Consider the following 17,781-nt stretch of genomic DNA (forward strand, 5'->3'; position numbering starts at 1 on the left):
TATGCGAAAAAAAAGACGCAAAATCCCGCCGTTAAAAAATAAAATACATATCTTTTGATCTGAAACAGCCCGGACACCACCTTCCTTTCTTTAGGTTGAACGAAAGGCTTGATAATCATTCGGAAAAATAATGTTCATCCCTTTTTAACAGCGCCTCCAGCCGCGGCTCCGGAGCAACAGGACCCGCGGAATAATAAAATTCCTCTTTCCTCTCTAAAAATCCTTTTTTATGCAAAAAACAAATGTATTCACAAACGGCATCAGCAGCCGTTTGCTGCCCGCTCCATCTCAGCTTCAGCCTTTTGCCCTTGACGAGCCAGTCCATATAATGAACCGCAGACTGCAGGCGAAACGTATCATGCTTCGTTATAAATAAGAAAAGGTGCCCTTGCCACACATAAACCGGGTGGGCAAAAATATAGCCTGACGGCACCGGGAGAAAGACTTCTGAGGGGAAAAAAGGGAGCGGGAGCCGGAACTTTTCATAAAAGAGCGCGGCCATCTGCTTCGCTTCTTTTGATAAAAAACGCACGGTCGACATTCGAAAGCTGCGGATGTTTTCTTTCCAACCTTTAAGCTGGAGAGGCGAACAGTTTTCCCATGCGGTTAAATCATGCCAGCCTGCTTCAGCAAGTGGGAGAAAACGCAAGGATGCGGATGTTTTGTTTGTTTGAAAGGGAATCAAGTGTTCGAGGATGATGAAAGCCTTTTGTTCGGGGCAAAAAAACAGGAGCTTAGGAGGCTTATCCCTTTTCTGAGCGAACTGCCAGTGAAACCCTGAAAGCTGAAAAAAACTCCTCGTCAAGCGTCTTACCCGGTTACCGCCCAGAATCCACAACGGCTCGATTCCCAGTTTGAGAAAGCCGTCCGTTCTTTTTCGGTACGCTGCTGCATCGAGATTCGCACATTGAAATTCAACTGCAACCTGGCGGGTTCCGTATTCCAGAAGCAAATCGGGCCTTTGTCTGATCTCTTGCAAATACGGTTCAAGCACCGGGTGGAAGCCTTGTCTGCCGAGCCATTCGTACAACAGCCGTTTTCCTTTCAGGTGATAGGAGCTCTCCGGTTCATGTTGCACCGGACATGCTGCACCCTGCTTATGAGCGAAGTGCGGGAGCTTGACAGCACCGACTTTCAGGTCGAGTTCACACCGGCAAACCGGACAGTAAAATAAATGTCTTTTTCTCAACCGCTTGAGATCTTCGGTTTTGTATCCGTCGGCAAGACAGATGATCTCTTCTTGATCGATCATTGCACTGAACATATTGTCTCTCTCCTTCCTGTTTGATCAAGTATTCAACATGCGCGGAAGCTTTCCTTTTTTTGAAAACGCTTCAAAATCAGGCCGATTTTATATAAAGTAGTATTATAGAACTCGAAATTTTTAGAAAAGGAGTTTTTGACATCAAACGGAAGCTGACCACCAAGCTTACATTGCTGATTCTCACCCTGCTATTCATCTTGCTTTCTGTTATGAGCGGCCTCTATTTAATCATTTTAGAAAATTCGTTAAAAACACAAATTCAAGCCAGAGCGCTCGATATGGCGAAAACGCTCGCCCAGATGCCTTCCGTCCAGGAAGCCTTTGAAACGGACGATCCGTCCCGAATCCTTCAGCCAATTGCAGAAAACGCGAGAAAGCAGTCCGGTGCGCAATACATTGTGATCGGCTCGGCGGATGCGATTCGCTATGCGCATCCGCACCCGGGAAAAATCGGCAAACCGATGGTCGGCGGAGACAATCAGCGCGCTCTTAAAAAAGGGGAAGCATATATTTCGGAAGCCGTCGGCACGCTTGGCCCGGCCATCAGGGGCAAAGCCCCGATCCTTAATGAAAACGGCAAAATCGTCGGAATCATCTCAGTCGGTTTTTTAAAAGAAAATATTCAGGATACCGTCTCGCAATATCAGACAAAATTAATATTTTTATTAGGATTTGTCGTGCTGATGGGGGTTTTGGGAGCCGTCTATATTTCCCGCAATGTCAAAAAGTCCATTTTCGGTCTTGAACCTTATGAAATTAATCAATTATATACTGAAAAACAGGCGATTACAGAATCTGTGCACGAGGCCTTGATCGCCATCAACAAACATGAAGAAATCACGCTCTTGAATAGAAAAGCGTGTGAGCTCCTTCGCGTCGAAAGCGAAGATCAGTGGCTCGGCAAACCGATTTCCGAGCTTCTTCCAGATACGCTGCTCCCCGAAGTGATGAAAACGAAAACGGCGCAAAAAGATCAGGAATTAACGATCGGAAATGAAGAATTAATCGTCAACAGAGTGCCGATTTTCGAAAACGAAAAAATCCGCGGGGCCGTTGCAAGCTTCAGGAGAAAGACGGACATTGACGAACTCTCCAAAAAGCTGGCGCAAACTTCGCAATACGCGGAAGGTCTGAGAGCCCAGACCCACGAATATTCAAACAAGCTGAACACAATCGCGGGACTGATCCAGCTGGAAAGCTATTCTGAAGCGCTCGAATTGATCCAAAAAGAGAACAAAAGCCATCAGGAAATGCTGCGATTTCTCATCCATTCGATTCCTGATCCGCTTCTTTCCGGGTTGCTGCTGGGAAAGGTCAACCGTGCAAAAGAGCTGCACATCAACCTGGAAATCGATGAAAGCTCAAAATTGGACGCTTTGCCGGACGAAATGGACAAAGGCAAATTCATTACGATTTTAGGAAATTTGATTGAGAATGCTTTTGACGCCGTTTCCCACAAAAAAGACCGCAGCATCCTTGTCTTCTTGTCAGACGGGGGAGATCACATCTTAATTGAAGTCGAAGACTCGGGAGACGGTATTCCCGAGGAGGAACAGGAGCGGATCTTTCAAAAGTTTTATTCGACAAAAGCGGCTAATCACCGCGGTCTCGGCCTCTTTTTAGTCAAAGAAGCCGTCAATGCGTTAAACGGACAAATCAAAGCGGATAAAAGCGACCTTGGCGGAGCATTGTTTACTGTCGTGATACCAAATAGAGAAACGCTGGGGGACTGACCTATGAAAGCATTACAAGTGTTTATCGTAGAGGATGACATCAGGAACGCTGACATACATCAAAAACTGATCAGCAAAATTGAAGGATTTTCTGTTATTGGAATCGCAGAAAATTTTCAAGATGCAAAGGATTTGCTTCCGGACGTGAAGCCCGATCTTGTCCTGCTCGACATTTTTCTGCCGGACGGCTCAGGCATGGAGCTTCTCTGGCTGATCAGACAAAAGCTCAGACATACAGACGTCATGATGATTACGGCTGCGAAAGAAGTTGAGTATGTCGAACAGGCGATTCGCGCGGGAGCCGTCGATTATTTGATCAAGCCGATTATGTTTTCCAGGCTGAAAGAAACGCTGTTAAACTATCGGTCCTACCGGCTCAAGGTAAATGAAATGTCTTCAATCGATCAGACAGACGTTGACAGCTTGATGGCAAAAAGGCGAAGCATCATGAAAGAAAAACAAACCGCTGAAGCCGATTATCCGAAAGGAATCGACGGCCTGACGCTGAAAAAAGTAGCCGGCGTTTTAAACAAAAGTGAAAACAGCGATGGCATCACCGCCGAAAATCTCGGGCGCACCATCGGTGTCAGCCGGACGACCGCAAGGCGCTATTTAGAATTTTTAGCTGCGGAAAAGCATGTAAAAACAGAACTTTTTTATGGAACCGTCGGACGTCCCGAACGCCGCTACAAGCCTGTGAAAAATGAAAGTCCGGAAACGTAGCGTTCCGGACATCAAAAGCTCAGCCTTCCAAATCGATCGACTTTTTATTTTTGTTCTTCATTGCCCGGGAAATCGGCGGTACGATGAGCGACAAAAGAGCCGTAATCAATAAACCGATTGTGACGGGACTTTCAATAAACACGGACAGGCTTCCTGATGACAGCGTCATCGCTTGTCTAAACGATTCTTCCATCAAACTTCCGAGAATAAAAGCTAAAATAAACGGAGCCGCCGGAAAAGACAGCACTCTCATAAAATACCCGAGGATTCCGAAGAACACCAGAATATAAAGATGCACGACATTAAATGTCACAGCATAGACGCCGATCAGGCAGAAAACAAATATGAGCGAAATTAAAAGCTGCTTCGGAATCAGAAGAATTTTTGACAAGAAAGGAATTAACGGCAAATTTAAAATCAGCAGAAATAAATTGCCGATATACATGCTTGCGATCACGCCCCAGAACACGTCGGGATGATCCGTCAGCATGAGCGGTCCCGGCTGAACGCCGACGACCAAAAGGGCGCCGAGCAGGACGGCCGTTGTTCCTGATCCGGGAATCCCGAGTGTCAGAAGGGGTACGAATGCGCCGCTCGTTGCCGCATTGTTCGAAGTCTCAGGTGCTGCGACCCCTTTGATATTTCCCTTGCCAAACGTTTCAGGATGTTTTGAGATTCTCTTCTCTGTAATATAAGAAATAAATGATGCAATTGTCGCCCCTGCACCGGGCAGGATGCCGAGCAAAAATCCGATGACCGAATGCCTTGCGATCGGTCCCGAAATCTCTTTCATTTCGCTTTTCGTCACCTTCAGGCTGCCGACCTGAGACGCTCCTTCCGTCATCGGCTTGTTCCGCGTCTTGATCAAGAACGCAACTTCAGCAAGTGCAAACAAACCGAGAGCCACGATCAGAAAATCGATGCCTTCCAGAAGGCTTGCCACACCGAATGTAAACCGTTCGGTCCCCGTCTGCGGATCAATCCCGATGGTAGCGGTCATAAAGCCCAATGTCGCAGAAATCAGCGCCTTGACTGTCGATCCTTCGGAAAGGCTTGAAATTGCCACCAAGCCGAGCATCATCAATGCAAAATATTCTGTCGGTCCAAATGTCACCGCAATGTTTGCCATTGTCGGTGCGACGAGCATCAGCGCAACTACGGTGATCGTTCCGCCTGCAAAGGAGCAAATTGCAGCGATGGCAAGGGCTTTTCCCGCTTTCCCCTGCTTTGCCATCGGATAGCCGTCAAACGATGTTGCGACAGTGCCCGCTACTCCGGGGGCATTTAACAGAATCGATGACGTCGAACCGCCAAAGACCGCTCCGTAATAGACACCCGCCATCAAAATTAACGCGGAGGCCGGGTCCATTCCGTAACTTAACGGGATCATAATGGCAATCGCAGTGATCGGCCCGAGCCCAGGCAGCATCCCGATAACCGTCCCGATCAGCACCCCGATAAAAGCGAACATGATATTCTGCGGAGTCAGCGCCACCTGAAATCCGTATAATATACTATCTAACATGCACTTTCCTCCTTATGTTCGATTAAAAAGGCATAACCCCCTGCGGAAGCATGATGTTGAGCACATAGTTGAATGAAAAATAAATTGTGCCGCTGAAAATCAGTGAAACGAGCGCAGCCGTTGTCCAATTTCGATATCCCAACACCGCGGGCAAAACGATCAGCAGCATTACCGTAGAAAGCAAAAATCCGATGAATTCCAAAATCGAAATGTAGATCAACAGAGAAGCAACACAGAGCATCATGACCTTGACGTCTTTTTTCTTCAGCTGAAACAGCTTTTTCACCGTTGTATCTTTTTGATCTTTTTCAAAAAACAGAAATACACCCAAAATGAGAAGCAATATGCCTAAACTTTTCGGCAGCACGTCCGCATCGATCACCGCGTACGGATAGCTGTCTAAATTATAGCTGAACGCCAGGTAAATGGCTGCCACAGCCAAAATGATGACAGAAACGGCCCGGTTTGTGATTCTCATGGTTTACACCAGCCTTTCTCGATTTCAGCTTGCCGGTCGCCGGCTGTGCCGGGCAAAGCTTTTAAGTCGCTTTTCCATACCGGCAACCGCGCGGAGACCATTTTATTTGCCACCTAATCCGATATCATCAAGGAGCGCTTCCATTTCTTTATATTGAGCGTCAAGATAGTTTTTGAATTCTTGATGGCCCATAAACTTATCCGTCCATCCATAGCTGTCCCGAATCGATTTCCAGCTGTCTTTTTCCATCATCTCTTTGATTTTTTCTTCATAATATTTTACGGCGGACTCGCTCATTCCCGGAGGTCCCATAAATCCTCTCCAGACCGTAAATTCATCATCGATTCCCTGCTCTTTTAAGGTCGGAAAATCTTTGACCGTATCTCCTTTCATGCGTTCGGGAGCGGTGATGGCCAGCACTCTGACTTTTCCGGCTCGCGCCTGTTCGGCCGCTTCACCGACACCCGTCGAGTAGACGTCGGCTTTTTTACCGAGCAGCATGCTCATCCCGGCGCCGTCTTGCGCCGTAATGTATTTCAGCTCTTTCGCATCAACGCCAGCCTTTTGAACAGCGCTGACAAATTGCATGTGGTCCATGCTTCCCGGAGAAGACGTCCCTACAATAGAGGCTTTTTTCGGATCTTTTTTCAGCGCATCCACAAGATCTGTCATCGACTGATAAGGCGAATCTTTATGAACGACAAACGCTCCGTAGTCGGCAATCACGCTTGCGATCGGCGTAAAATCATTGTGACCGTACTGGGATTGTCCGTTTAAAGGCACGAACAAAATCGGCGGAGATGTAACAAACAACGTATGGTTATCACCTTTTTTGCGGTGGACATACGACCATCCCGACGCTCCCCCGCCGCCCGGTTTATTGACGACAGCCATCTTTTCAATCAATTTTTCTTCACCCATAATTTTCGAGATCGTTCTGGCCGTTGTATCCCATCCCCCGCCGGCTCCGGCAGGCGCAACGACCTCAATTGCTTTCGAAGGTTTAAAGTCTTTTTCGTTCGCGGCTTTATTTGAAGCCGTGTTTCCGCCGCATCCTCCCAAAATCAGCGCAAACACAAGCAAAATTGTAAAGCCGTAACATCTACCCCTCTTTGTCATGTTGTGCTCCCCCTTCATTGTAATCGCTTTCATTATAGCTTCCCCGACTTTTCGTGCACAGTTTAACTGCATAATATTCTTTTTGTTCATAAAGTTCACAAAAAGTCTTCCTCAAATAGAGATGTAATTTTTGTTAAAGGATAATTACGGGATCAACTTCTGACCAATTAAAAACCCCTCTCCGCAGAGAAGGGTCAGTCTTTCAATTTGATATTACATTTTTTAAGGAAGGTACATCGCAAATTTGCCGTTTGCCACAAGGCTGTTCAGCATGTAAAGACATGATCCGTAATAATCTTCTGGAATATATGTGCTGTTAAACGCATTGGCAAATCCCGTCCTTAATGATGCATCGCTTGCTGCAGTCGCGCCGCCCGCATTGGCGGCGATCAGGCCAACCGGGCTTCCTTTTTTGACGGCCGTCCCATTCAGCGTATATTCATGGGCCGTTCTCCCATAGTTTTCCCGTTTCATAAACGTCAAGAACTTGTTAAGCGCTTTTTGCTCGCTGGCGCGATATGCGTTATCTGCCGAGGACCAAAGTGTATGATCCATAGCGATATGAGACACCGTCCGCCAAGCATCATAGCTGAAATTTCGGTCTGTTTCCGTTGAGGAATGAGCCGCATCGCTTACGCCGTCAAAGCCGGCTTCGTCGGGAAACAGTCCTGTGGCCGCATTGGTGACGGTTGATCCGTTATTTAACACGCTTTTAAACGTTGTTTCTGACAAGTATGTTCGAGATTTGTTTGCTGCATCTTTCCAAAAATACTGCTGGCTGCTTCTGGCGCTTTTAGCGAACAACTCGAAAAAAGCAGGAACGTGGTAGGATGGGTCCGTCCAATTGACATAAGGGCCGAATCGAACCATCGCATAGCGCTGATCCTTGGTGTTTTTAATAAACACTCGCGATTCCTTACCGGTGTTGGCGTATTCTCCATCACCGGCCAAAGCGTCAAGCATGTCTTGAGCCCGCTCTTTGTAATCATACGGGTATTTTTTATCTCCCCAGCGGCCAGATGCCATCATGAGCGCTGCCGCAAACCAGACCTCGCCGTCAGATGCAACATTCTGATCAATGGTTTGCACGTCTGAGCCGTTCGTTTTCATATGCCAGCTATGGTAGCCGTACAAACTGTCGTTTCTGTCGGAATGGCGCATATATTTACGGACGAAATCCCACAGCTTTTGGAACTTATACTCATCATTCATTTGCAGCGTAATCATCATCCCGTAACTCATACCCTCTGTTTTGACGCTGTAGTAGCCATTTCCCAGGTTATCGTCCGTCGGCGAAGCGATGTAAGCTGAACCGTCCTTCATATAATGAAACAGCGATCCGCCTTTACCATCGCCTTTTGTATCAAAGTATTTTTTATAGGCCTGATTCAAATTGTTTTTACCCGTTGTTCCGAGAATATCCGGAGTCTTGGAATGTACGGCTGCCATGGCTGTTTGAGAATAAGCGGCACAAAAACATGTTAAACCAATAAAGACAGCCATGATCCATTTTAAACTTTTTCGCATCAAATCAATCTCACCTTTCAAAATTTGTCATAACACCAATCCATCTTAATCAATGAAACTGGAAGTGTATAGATCAGATTGACCCTATTCGGTTTGGGCCGAAATGATCGTTTTCTTTTGAAAGTGGTGAGCCGTTTGAAAGATGTAGAACGGGAGGAGGGAAGTTGTGGAGAATTGAAGCTCTTTGTTATATTTGTTCCAGAAAGTTAAAGCCGGCTTCAAAAGAAACCGGCTTTTTTATGCGAAGTGCTTTTTTATTGTATGAAGAGCATGATCCGCTGCAATCAGTGTTCCATACTCTTTCAGCATATGAATCGTCGTCTTTGATTCTGAGGCATACTCCAGCAGAATGCTCAGCTGGTTTTCCACCTCTTCATCGGGCAGTTCACTGAAATCCACGAATAAATAATAGCGGTTCTCGTGAGAGTACAATGTCGTTTGGCAGCCGCTGATAGACATTTTTGACAGTGAGATTAAATCCTCAAAATCGTCAAACTTTAAAACAAACTGCAGTTTCTGCTCTTCTGCCTGCTCTTCTTTTTGAAAGTCGTCAAGCAAAGCATCAAGGCTTTCTTCTGCTACATGCTGTTTTTTATCTTCAGGAATCGGCAGTTCCAGCTTTTGTCCGTCTTTGGACAGCTGAGCTCTTGTCACAATGATTTCCAATCCCTTATCAAGGGCCTGCACTTGAATCCAAAGGGGGCCTTCAACGGCAAACTCTTCTTCTTCGTGCACTTCGTCCATCATTTCCCAAAAAAGCTCTTCACTGCGTTCTCGATTGTACCAAATTTCTTCTCTGTCAAACCCGCGGTCTTCGATATCACCGTAGGAAATATAAAACTTAACCGTATGTTCGTTTATTCTTTCGATTTCCATTTGCCAACCTTCCCTTCTTTGTAAGATGTTGAAGGGATAACTAAGCTCCCAATTAATTGTACTTTACTACACTTTACCCATTACGTCCACTTCTTAACCTTATCCATAATCAATCTTTATTTTCTATTTTATGATAAAAAAGGCGGAAAAGAAATAAAAACGCCTCCAAAGCCAAGCTAACATATTTTCCGGCCTGCTTCATATATTAGTTGTACAAGCAGCAGCTGTAGATGCGGGTGCCTTTTAGGCAAGTCCCGATGCAAAGGCAAAGCGAGGTGCCAGTTGATGGAACACGATGTACTGATGTCGTTCCTTGTGATCATCGGAATCGATCTCATACTTGGCGGCGACAACGCTGTTGTGATTGCAATGGCAAGCCGTCATTTGCCTCCACGGCAAAGACAAAAAGCGATCATCATCGGCACATTGATCGCCATCATGATGAGAATCGCGCTAACAATGGCAGCAGTGTACCTGCTCGCGGTTCCTTATCTGCAATTTATCGGAGGAATCTTCCTGTTGTACTTAGGATATCAGCTTTTGATTGAGAAAAAAGATGCCCAGCATGTCAAAGGCGGGACATCTTTATTTAAGGCGATCCGTATCATCGTGATTGCCGATTTGTTCATGTCGCTCGATAATGTGATTGCGGTCGCTGGAGCTTCGCACGGACGCCTGATGCTAGTCGTTGTCGGCTTGATGGTCTCCGTCCCGGTCATCATTTGGGGCAGCAGGCTGATTCAAGCGGCCCTTGCAAAGTTTCCGCTCTTCATATACGCGGGAAGCGGACTGCTCGCTTATACCGGCGGCGAAATGATCGTCAGGGAGCAGGAGTTGTCTTCCTTTATGGCGCAGCACAGCACCCTCGAAATGCTGCTGCCCGTCCTGACGGTGATTTTTGTGATTCTAGCCAGTATTTATTATGAACAGACGAGTGAAAAGCATTAAAAAAAGAAGGCTGAAAAATTCAGCCTTCTTTTAGTTTGCGAGACGCTGCGCTTCACGAAGCTGGAATGTGCGCACTTTGCGCGGCAGGAAGCGGCGGATTTCGTCTTCGTTGTATCCAACCTGCAGGCGCTTTTCGTCAATGATGATCGGACGGCGCAAAAGGCCCGGATGTTCATTGATGAGCTGGTACAGCTCTTGAAGCGGCATTGTTTCAAGGTTGACGTTCAGTTTTTGGAACACTTTGGAACGGGTTGAAATAATTTCGTCTGTTCCGTCCTCCGTCATTCGTAAAATCTCTTTTATTTCATCAATTGATAAAGGCTCTGAAAAAATATTTCTTTCCGTATACGGAATATCATGTTCTTCTAACCATGCGCGCGCCTTTCTGCAAGACGTGCAGCTTGGGGATGTATATAATGTAACCATATTGCTTCACTCCTTAAAAAGTAGAATGAAATTAGCGTATTCTTAAATTGAAATAAATCTAAAAAAGTAATCTTTATTGAGTATTATACTATAAAAAAGTAAGTGTGAACAGTCTGTAACAGAAATTTTTTGACAATCCAGCGACTTTTGCTTTTTTATGCCATCTGTTATTCTCATTTAGCTCAATTCATCGAAAATGTTCTTTTGTTTATGATCGTCAACAATCGTAAGGACGTCATCCACATCTTCATAAGATTCTCCATACCACTTCTCATCTTTGTATGTATGGATTTTTTCGTACGTTTCTTTCATCGCGTCAAACACTTCTTTCTCTGTGTTTGATTTTGGAGACCAATACAAAATCTCCATTTTGTTCACTTTGCCGGTTGCGAGTGACCGGCGACGGTAACCAATCGACTCAGCGTGTTTAAAGTTTTCCTTTTGATAAAATTTAAGACGTTTCGCCGTATCGGCATCATCTTCATCCACGGGCTCGACTTCGAGGAGGATCGGTTTGTTTTTCTTTTTCAGCTTCTCAATCAGCTTGGAACCAAGTCCCTGTCCTCGCGCGTCTTTAGAAACGAATAAATAGTCGATGAAAATAAAAGAGTCGAATTCGGCGTACATCAACACATGATGACGGCCTTCTTCTTTATGGTAAATATCGTTTTGTTCCTTTAACAATGCTTCCATGTGCTCTTTTGATTTCATTTCTTCAATTGGGAAATACTCGCTAAGCTTCTCATACCAGTTCATTGATTTGCTCCTTATGGATGTTCTAATTTCACACTTTAGATATACCCGCTTTCTTTTTAGTTTAAACAAAATCTTTTTAGAAAGGAGCTTCAGTGAAGCTGAGCATGTTACCTACATATACTAAGACGGTTGTCTCCCGCGAAGGTTTCAAATTTTTTCTCAAAAAATTGCCGGCGGTTGTTCGGCATAAAAAAAAAGACAGCCTTGTGACGGCTGTCTTCCTGCTTCGTTTATTTGGTTTGATAGGCTTTAAATTCTTCCTCTGTACACATGACGAAATGGCCGGGCTTTACTTCGCGAAGCTCCATCTGTTCGTCGCCTTTCAGCTGGTGGACGCTTGGATCATACGTCTTCCGCACGCGCGTGCGCTCATAATCCGGATCAGGGAGCGGAATGGCGGAAAGCAATGATTTCGTATACGGATGAAGCGGATTTTCATACAGTTCATCTGCCGGCGCCAATTCAACAAGCTTCCCAAAATACATGACGCCGATCCTGTCGCTGATATATTTGACCATCGACAGATCGTGAGCGATGAAAAGGTATGTAAGCCCTCTTTCCTTTTGCAAATCCTTCATTAAATTAACGACTTGCGCTTGAATGGACACGTCCAGAGCGGAGATCGGTTCATCGGCAATGATGAATTCCGGCTCGACCGCAAGCGCCCTTGCGATTCCGATCCGCTGGCGCTGTCCGCCGGAAAATTCGTGCGGATAGCGGTTCGCGTGCTCTTTATTTAAGCCGACGAGTTTGAGGAGTTCATGAACGCGCTCAAGCCGCTCTTTTTTCGTTTTGGCCAAACCGTGGATGTCAATTCCTTCTGCGATGATGTCGGCAACCGTCATCCGCGGGTTCAAGGAAGCATACGGGTCCTGAAAAATCATCTGCATCTTCCGGTTGAATTCGAGAAGGTCCTTGGCAGACTTTTTGTCGTGGACATTCTTTCCCTTAAACAAGACTTCTCCGGAAGTCGCTTGATACAAACGAATGATCGAACGGCCAGTCGTCGACTTTCCGCAGCCGGATTCACCGACAAGACCGAGCGTCTCTCCTTTGAAAATGTCAAAAGAGATTCCGTCAACAGCTTTCACAATCCCTTTCGGCGTTGAAAAGTGCTGTTTTAAATTCTTGATTTCGAGCAGTTTTTCTGCCACATCATTCACCTTCTTTCACTTCAACCGGTTTTTCATACTGATTTTTAAACTCCTTCATCTTGCTTTTGACAGCGGCCGGCGGCTCAACTTTTGGAGCGTCCGGGTGCAAAAGCCATGACTTCACATAGTGTGTATCAGATATTTTAAACATCGGCGGTTCTTGTTCAAAATCGATTTTCATTGCGTAAGGGCTTCTTAATGCAAAGGCATCGCCCTTCGGCGGATTGGTCAAATCAGGCGGAGAGCCCGGTATCGCCATTAATTCTTCATCACCGTCGTTGTCAAGGCTCGGCATTGATGCCAACAACCCCCATGTATACGGATGCTTAGGGTTGTAGAAAATCTCGTCGACCGTACCGATCTCCACAATTTGTCCCGCGTACATGACGGCGACTCTGTCTGCGACATTCGCGACAACGCCGAGATCGTGCGTAATAAAAATGATGGATGTCTCGATCTTTTTCTGCAATTCTTTCATCAGCTCTAAAATCTGCGCCTGAATCGTCACATCAAGAGCTGTCGTCGGTTCGTCCGCGATTAAAAGCTTTGGATTGGCTGCAAGCGCCATCGCGATGACGACGCGCTGCCGCATCCCGCCGCTGAATTCGTGCGGATACTGGTTGACGCGGCGTTCAGGCATCGGAATTCCGACCAGGCTGAGAAGCTCTACCGCCCGCTTATTGGCCTCTTCTTTTGAGATCTTTTCATGCTTAAACAGCACTTCTGTGATTTGACGGCCGACTTTCATCGTCGGGTTCAAAGAAGTCATCGGATCCTGAAAGATCATGCCGATCTCTTTTCCCCTGATTGACTGCATTTGTTTTTCCGTTTTCGGAACCAGATCTTGTCCGTCAAATAAAATTTGTCCGTTTTTAAAATAGCCCGGCGGCATCGGAATCAGTTTCATAATCGCCTGCGAAGTGACGCTTTTGCCTGATCCGGATTCTCCGACGATCGCAAGCGTCTCTCCTTTGTCAACATGAAAGTTGACGCCGCGGATCGCCTGTACTTCTCCGGCGTATGTTTTAAAAGAAATGGCTAAATCTTTCACTTCAAGTAAGTGTTTCATCTTTCTCACTCCTTTATTTACGCAGCTTCGGATCTAAAGCGTCGCGCAGTCCGTCGCCGATAACGTTGAATGCAAACATGGTCAGACAGATAAAAGTAGCCGGGAAGAACAGGCGCCATGGGTAATATTCCAATCCCTGCACACCGTCTGTAGCCATCGTTCCCCAGCTTGCAAGCGGCTGCGGAACCCCGAGGCCGAGGTAGCTTAAAAACGCTTCATAGAAAATAGCCGTAGGCACGGTTAATGTCATGGTGACCAAGATCGGGCTCATAATGTTCGGCAGCAAGTGCTTTCTGATGATGCGCGAGTTTTTCGCTCCCAAAGTTCTTGAGGCGAGCACAAACTCCTGATTTTTGAGCTGGAGTACTTGTCCACGGACGATTCTTGCCATGTTGATCCATCCCGTAATAACCATCGCGACGATCATCGTGATCAAGCCTTTTCCCATCACTACGAGCAGCAGGATCGTCATTAATAAGGAAGGAATCGCCCATAAAACATCTGCAATTCTCATCATAATTTCGTCAGTACGTCCGCCTCTGATGCCTGATATCGCACCCCATATCACACCGATCAAAACGTCGATCAGCGCGGCAGCCAGTCCGATTGTCAGCGAGATGCGTGCGCCGACCCATGTACGGACGAATACGTCCCTTCCAAGGTCATCTGTTCCAAACCAGTGCTCGCCGCTCGGCGGCTGGTTCGCATTCGTTAAATCCGTTTCTTCATATTGAAAGCTTGAGAATACCGGCGCGAAAATAGCCATCAGAGCGATCAGGATCAGAACCACCAGTCCAAACAGCGCCAGCTTGTTTTCTTTAAATCTCAAGAATACGTCTGTCCAAAATGAAAGGTTTTTCTTTGAGATCTTTTCGGCTTCGCTATGGTCAACAGCTGCAGGTTCAAACATGTCTTTTGGTATTTGCTGCATCCTATTACTCCCCTTTCTTAGCGCCAAACAGTTTAATGCGCGGATCAATTAAGCCGTATAAAAGATCGACAATCAAGACGCAAAGCAGCAAGATTGCCCCGAAGAAGACGGTAACACCCATGATCACCGTGTAGTCTCGGTTCGTAATGCTGGTGACAAAGTGCATGCCGAGTCCCGGTATACCGAATACTTTTTCGACGACAAACGTTCCTGTCAAAATGGACGCCGCCATTGGCCCCATATATGTAACAACCGGCATGATGGCATTTCGTATCGCATGCTTAAACGTAACGGCCGGTGTGCTCAAACCTTTTGCACGTGCCGTGCGGATATAGTCGCTGCTCAACACTTCAAGCATGCTCGAACGCGTCAAACGGGCGATAAACGCCATCGGCATCGAGGCGACTGCGATGGCAGGAAGCACAGTATGTCCCCATGACTCCCATTGTGCGACAGGGAACATGCCCAGCTTCATTGCCAGCACGTATTGAAGAAGTGCAGCCATGATGAAGTTCGGAACAGAGATCCCGACAACCGCAATGATCATCGCTGTGTAGTCCTGCCACTTGTTTCGCTTCAGCGCGGCGATCACGCCAAACAATACGCCGAAAGCGAGCGCAAGGCAAATCGCTTCCAATCCAAGTGTAAAAGAAATCGGAAAACCTGAGCTGATCAAGTCGTTCACAGTTTGTCCCTTATATTTAAATGACGGCCCGAAATCCCACTTTGCTACCGATACTAAATAATCGAGATATTGTTTAAAAAGAGGCTGGTCTAAACCATAGTAGGAATTGAGACTGGCTTCAATTGCAGGGGGAAGTTTCCTCTCGCCTGAAAAGGGTCCGCCCGGTATCGCTCTCATCAGGAAGAAGGTAGCTGTGACGATAACCCAGAGAGAAATTAACATATAAACAAGACGACGGCCTAAAAATTTAATCAATTTTACACACCTCCGAATATTCAGTCTATTAACTTCTTTTCATAAATAAAAGTATATGGGGGGAAAGTCTAAGCCCCATATACTTTCATGCAATTTTATTCAAAATGCGCGGTTTTGAAATAGATCTCACCAGTACCAGTTAGAACAAAGTCTTTTAAGCTTTCATCATGAAGATACGGCATTGTGTAGAAGTAGATCGGTGCGACCGGCAGCTCATCCATGATGATGCTTTCTGCTTCTTTCATCAGCTCGATGCGTTTCGCTGAATCAGTTTCTCTCGATGCTTTATTCAGCAGCTCTTTATACTTTGCGTTTTCCCAGTTCGTATCATTGTTTCCGCCTTCTTTGTCGCGGTATGTTTCAAGGAAGTTCATTCCGTCGTTAAAGTCGGCGGTCCAGCCTAAACGGCCGATTTGATAGTTTCCTGCATGGAGCTTATCGATGTATACGTTCCATTCTTCATTGCCTAATTCGACATCTAAGCCCAGTTCCTTGTTCCACATTTCCTGAACGGCTTGAGCGATTTTTTGGTGTGCTTCATCCGTGTTGAAGGAAAGCGTGATTTTCGGAAGGTCTGACGCTTTTTTCAAACCGAGCTCTTTCAAACCTTTTTCCAAGTATTCTTTCGCTTTATCAACATCATGGTCTTTGAAATAGCCTTTATTTGACTCAAAGCCGTGGACTGCCGGCGGCACTAATCCCATCGCAGGCAGCTGTTCCGCTTGCGTGATGTTTTTGACGATCGCTTCGCGGTTGATCGCGTATGTCAGCGCCTTACGGATGTTGACATTGTTCAGCGGAGCCGCTTCAGTGTTGAATTTGTACAGGTAAACCGATGCGAACGGATCAATGTTCAGGCCTTCTTTTTTCAGGCTTGGAATCGCATCCGTTGAAATCTGGTCAAGCGGCTGTCCTACAAAGTCTAGCTCGCCTTTTTTGTACATGTTCAGACCAGTGTTCGGATCGTTGACCATCGCCATATTGATTTTCTTCAGCTTAACAGCGTCTTTATCCCAGTACTGGTCGTTTTTCTCCAGTACGATGTTTCCGCTGTGCTTCCATTTCGCCATTTTGAAAGGTCCGTTAGATACGTAGTTCTCATCTGCGTTTGTGTACCATTTCGCATTCTTCTCTGCTACCTTTTTATTGACTGGCATATATGTGTAGAATGCTGTCAGTTCAGTAAAATACGGTGTCGGTTTTTCAAGCTCGACTTTTAAAGTCTTATCATTAACAGCTTTAACGCCGACATCTTCAATTTTCCCTTTGCCGGTGTTCGCTGCTTCTCCGCCTTTTAAGTAGTAAAGCTGATACGCATATTGCGATTCGTTTTTAGGGTCGAGCGCCCATTTCCATGCGTATTCAAAATCCTCTGCTGTTACAGGATCTCCATTTGACCATTTCGCGTCGCGGAGCGTGAATGTGTATGTTTTTTGGTCGTCGCTGACTTCGATTTTTTCGGCTGCCGCTTCAACCGGCTTTCCATCTTTACCGATTGTCGTCAATCCTTCAAAAGTCTGACGAAGCACGTTTGCAGACACCGAATCGTTTGCGAGTCCCGGATGTAGTGAAAACGGTTCTGTTTTAATGTTGACATTTAATGTGTCTTTCCCTTTGCTGTCTTTTTTACCGCCGTCACCGGAGCTTGAGCCGAAGCCGCAGGCGCTGAGGACGAGTGTGAAAATGAGCATTAAACTGATAAATGACAAACGCTTCTTCAAAGAGAAACCCCCCCAATTTCTTGTTTTTTTAGTTCCTTACTCCTGAACATTCAGATTTATCATAAAAAAGTAATAGGCCCACTTGCCATACTTTTTCCTCTGTTTCGTCTTTTCTGAATATTTGTTATGTAAGAAACCTGTAACACCGAGGTGAACAAATTCATTATAATTAATAGAATAATTTATTGCAATATTAATTTTCAATTATTTTTTTATTCAAACTATTTATGATTGTCAGGTTTTCTGCCAAATGTACAAATACACTTCTCTGTTTTAAAGCGTAACCACATTAAAAGGAAAGTTTATGTTTTACAGGTTAAAACGTTTTACACGTATAACATTAACCATTCTTTATATCGAACCAGATGCCGCCGCGCCAACTTTATTCAGCCCGGTATTCGTTTTCTTTTCCCCAAGGCTGTCGACTTTCATTTAAAATTTATATATAATAAAATTATGAATAACATGCGATGAAGAAGAAGAGTACACATTTCTTCCCATTTAAAGAGAGTCCGCGGTGCTGGGAGCGGATAATGGCGAATGTGGAATGGGCTTCGGAGCAGCTGACCGAACACGGATAAGTAGGCTCAG

The 17,781-nt window shown here is 45.8% G+C and carries 16 protein-coding genes, 1 pseudogene and 1 other annotated feature (1 of these 18 only partly in view); of the genes and pseudogenes, 3 read left to right on the forward strand and 14 right to left on the reverse strand.

The annotated features are described in order from the left end of the window. Positions 1-115: 115 nt before the first annotated feature. Positions 116-1,264, reverse strand: coding sequence for a competence protein CoiA family protein (locus tag ACH97_RS09830; RefSeq protein ID WP_020450943.1), 1,149 nt, complete (start codon positions 1,262-1,264; stop codon positions 116-118). 170 nt (positions 1,265-1,434) lie between these two features. Here ACH97_RS09830 and ACH97_RS09835 point away from each other — a divergent pair, with 170 nt between their 5' ends. After that, positions 1,435-2,997 carry an ATP-binding protein gene (locus ACH97_RS09835; RefSeq protein ID WP_020450942.1) on the forward strand — a complete coding sequence of 521 codons (1,563 nt, stop codon included), beginning with the start codon at positions 1,435-1,437 and terminating at the stop codon, positions 2,995-2,997. A 3-nt stretch (positions 2,998-3,000) separates the two neighbouring features. Continuing rightward, positions 3,001-3,720 carry a response regulator gene (locus ACH97_RS09840; RefSeq protein WP_020450941.1) on the forward strand — a complete coding sequence of 240 codons (720 nt, stop codon included), beginning with the start codon at positions 3,001-3,003 and terminating at the stop codon, positions 3,718-3,720. Between the two features lie 19 nt (positions 3,721-3,739). Here ACH97_RS09840 and ACH97_RS09845 read toward each other — a convergent pair whose 3' ends face one another. The 6 genes and pseudogenes from ACH97_RS09845 to ACH97_RS23420 form a co-directional block, all read right to left on the reverse strand. Continuing rightward, positions 3,740-5,245: a tripartite tricarboxylate transporter permease gene (locus ACH97_RS09845; protein WP_020450940.1), complete on the reverse strand. Its 1,506-nt coding sequence runs from the start codon at positions 5,243-5,245 to the stop codon at positions 3,740-3,742. 22 nt (positions 5,246-5,267) lie between these two features. Continuing rightward, entirely contained in the window at positions 5,268-5,723 is a 456-nt protein-coding gene (locus ACH97_RS09850; RefSeq protein ID WP_048350052.1) for a tripartite tricarboxylate transporter TctB family protein, read from the reverse strand. 102 nt (positions 5,724-5,825) lie between these two features. After that, positions 5,826-6,842: a tripartite tricarboxylate transporter substrate binding protein gene (locus ACH97_RS09855; protein ID WP_041817434.1), complete on the reverse strand. Its 1,017-nt coding sequence runs from the start codon at positions 6,840-6,842 to the stop codon at positions 5,826-5,828. A gap of 222 nt (positions 6,843-7,064) precedes the next feature. Further along, complete coding sequence (locus ACH97_RS09860) at positions 7,065-8,369, reverse strand: family 8 glycosyl hydrolase (RefSeq protein ID WP_020450937.1); 1,305 nt, start codon at positions 8,367-8,369, stop codon at positions 7,065-7,067. A gap of 237 nt (positions 8,370-8,606) precedes the next feature. Then, positions 8,607-9,245 carry an adaptor protein MecA gene (gene mecA, locus ACH97_RS09865; protein ID WP_003180627.1) on the reverse strand — a complete coding sequence of 213 codons (639 nt, stop codon included), beginning with the start codon at positions 9,243-9,245 and terminating at the stop codon, positions 8,607-8,609. Then, a pseudogene (locus tag ACH97_RS23420) lies at positions 9,227-9,352 on the reverse strand (hypothetical protein). The gene mecA and the pseudogene ACH97_RS23420 overlap by 19 nt, the downstream one beginning before the upstream one ends. 178 nt (positions 9,353-9,530) lie before the next feature. Here ACH97_RS23420 and ACH97_RS09870 point away from each other — a divergent pair. Further along, on the forward strand, positions 9,531-10,193 hold the full coding sequence (locus ACH97_RS09870) for a TerC family protein (protein ID WP_020450936.1): 663 nt from the start codon (positions 9,531-9,533) through the stop codon (positions 10,191-10,193). 30 nt (positions 10,194-10,223) lie between these two features. Here the strand turns inward: ACH97_RS09870 and spxA are convergent, their stop codons facing one another. The 7 genes from spxA to ACH97_RS09905 all read right to left on the reverse strand — a co-directional run bounded on the left by spxA (position 10,224) and on the right by ACH97_RS09905 (position 17,190). Continuing rightward, complete coding sequence (gene spxA / locus ACH97_RS09875; RefSeq protein ID WP_003180621.1) at positions 10,224-10,619, reverse strand: transcriptional regulator SpxA; 396 nt, start codon at positions 10,617-10,619, stop codon at positions 10,224-10,226. A gap of 177 nt (positions 10,620-10,796) precedes the next feature. Next, the gene (locus ACH97_RS09880) at positions 10,797-11,375 is read right to left on the reverse strand and encodes a GNAT family N-acetyltransferase (protein WP_003180619.1); all 579 of its coding nucleotides are present in this window, start codon (positions 11,373-11,375) and stop codon (positions 10,797-10,799) included. A gap of 230 nt (positions 11,376-11,605) precedes the next feature. Next, on the reverse strand, positions 11,606-12,529 hold the full coding sequence (locus tag ACH97_RS09885; RefSeq protein WP_020450935.1) for an ABC transporter ATP-binding protein: 924 nt from the start codon (positions 12,527-12,529) through the stop codon (positions 11,606-11,608). Position 12,530: 1 nt separating this feature from the next. Continuing rightward, entirely contained in the window at positions 12,531-13,598 is a 1,068-nt protein-coding gene (locus tag ACH97_RS09890) for an ABC transporter ATP-binding protein (RefSeq protein WP_020450934.1), read from the reverse strand. A 13-nt stretch (positions 13,599-13,611) separates the two neighbouring features. After that, positions 13,612-14,529 carry an ABC transporter permease gene (locus tag ACH97_RS09895; protein ID WP_020450933.1) on the reverse strand — a complete coding sequence of 306 codons (918 nt, stop codon included), beginning with the start codon at positions 14,527-14,529 and terminating at the stop codon, positions 13,612-13,614. 4 nt (positions 14,530-14,533) lie between these two features. Beyond that, positions 14,534-15,469: an ABC transporter permease gene (locus tag ACH97_RS09900; protein ID WP_020450932.1), complete on the reverse strand. Its 936-nt coding sequence runs from the start codon at positions 15,467-15,469 to the stop codon at positions 14,534-14,536. Positions 15,470-15,564: 95 nt separating this feature from the next. Further along, positions 15,565-17,190 (reverse strand): peptide ABC transporter substrate-binding protein, encoded by a 1,626-nt coding sequence (locus ACH97_RS09905; protein WP_020450931.1) that lies wholly within the window; start codon positions 17,188-17,190, stop codon positions 15,565-15,567. Positions 17,191-17,651: 461 nt separating this feature from the next. Continuing rightward, positions 17,652-17,781, forward strand: a binding site (T-box leader); it runs 92 nt beyond the window's last position.

Source organism: Bacillus paralicheniformis, from assembly GCF_001042485.2.
Classification (GTDB): domain Bacteria; phylum Bacillota; class Bacilli; order Bacillales; family Bacillaceae; genus Bacillus; species Bacillus paralicheniformis.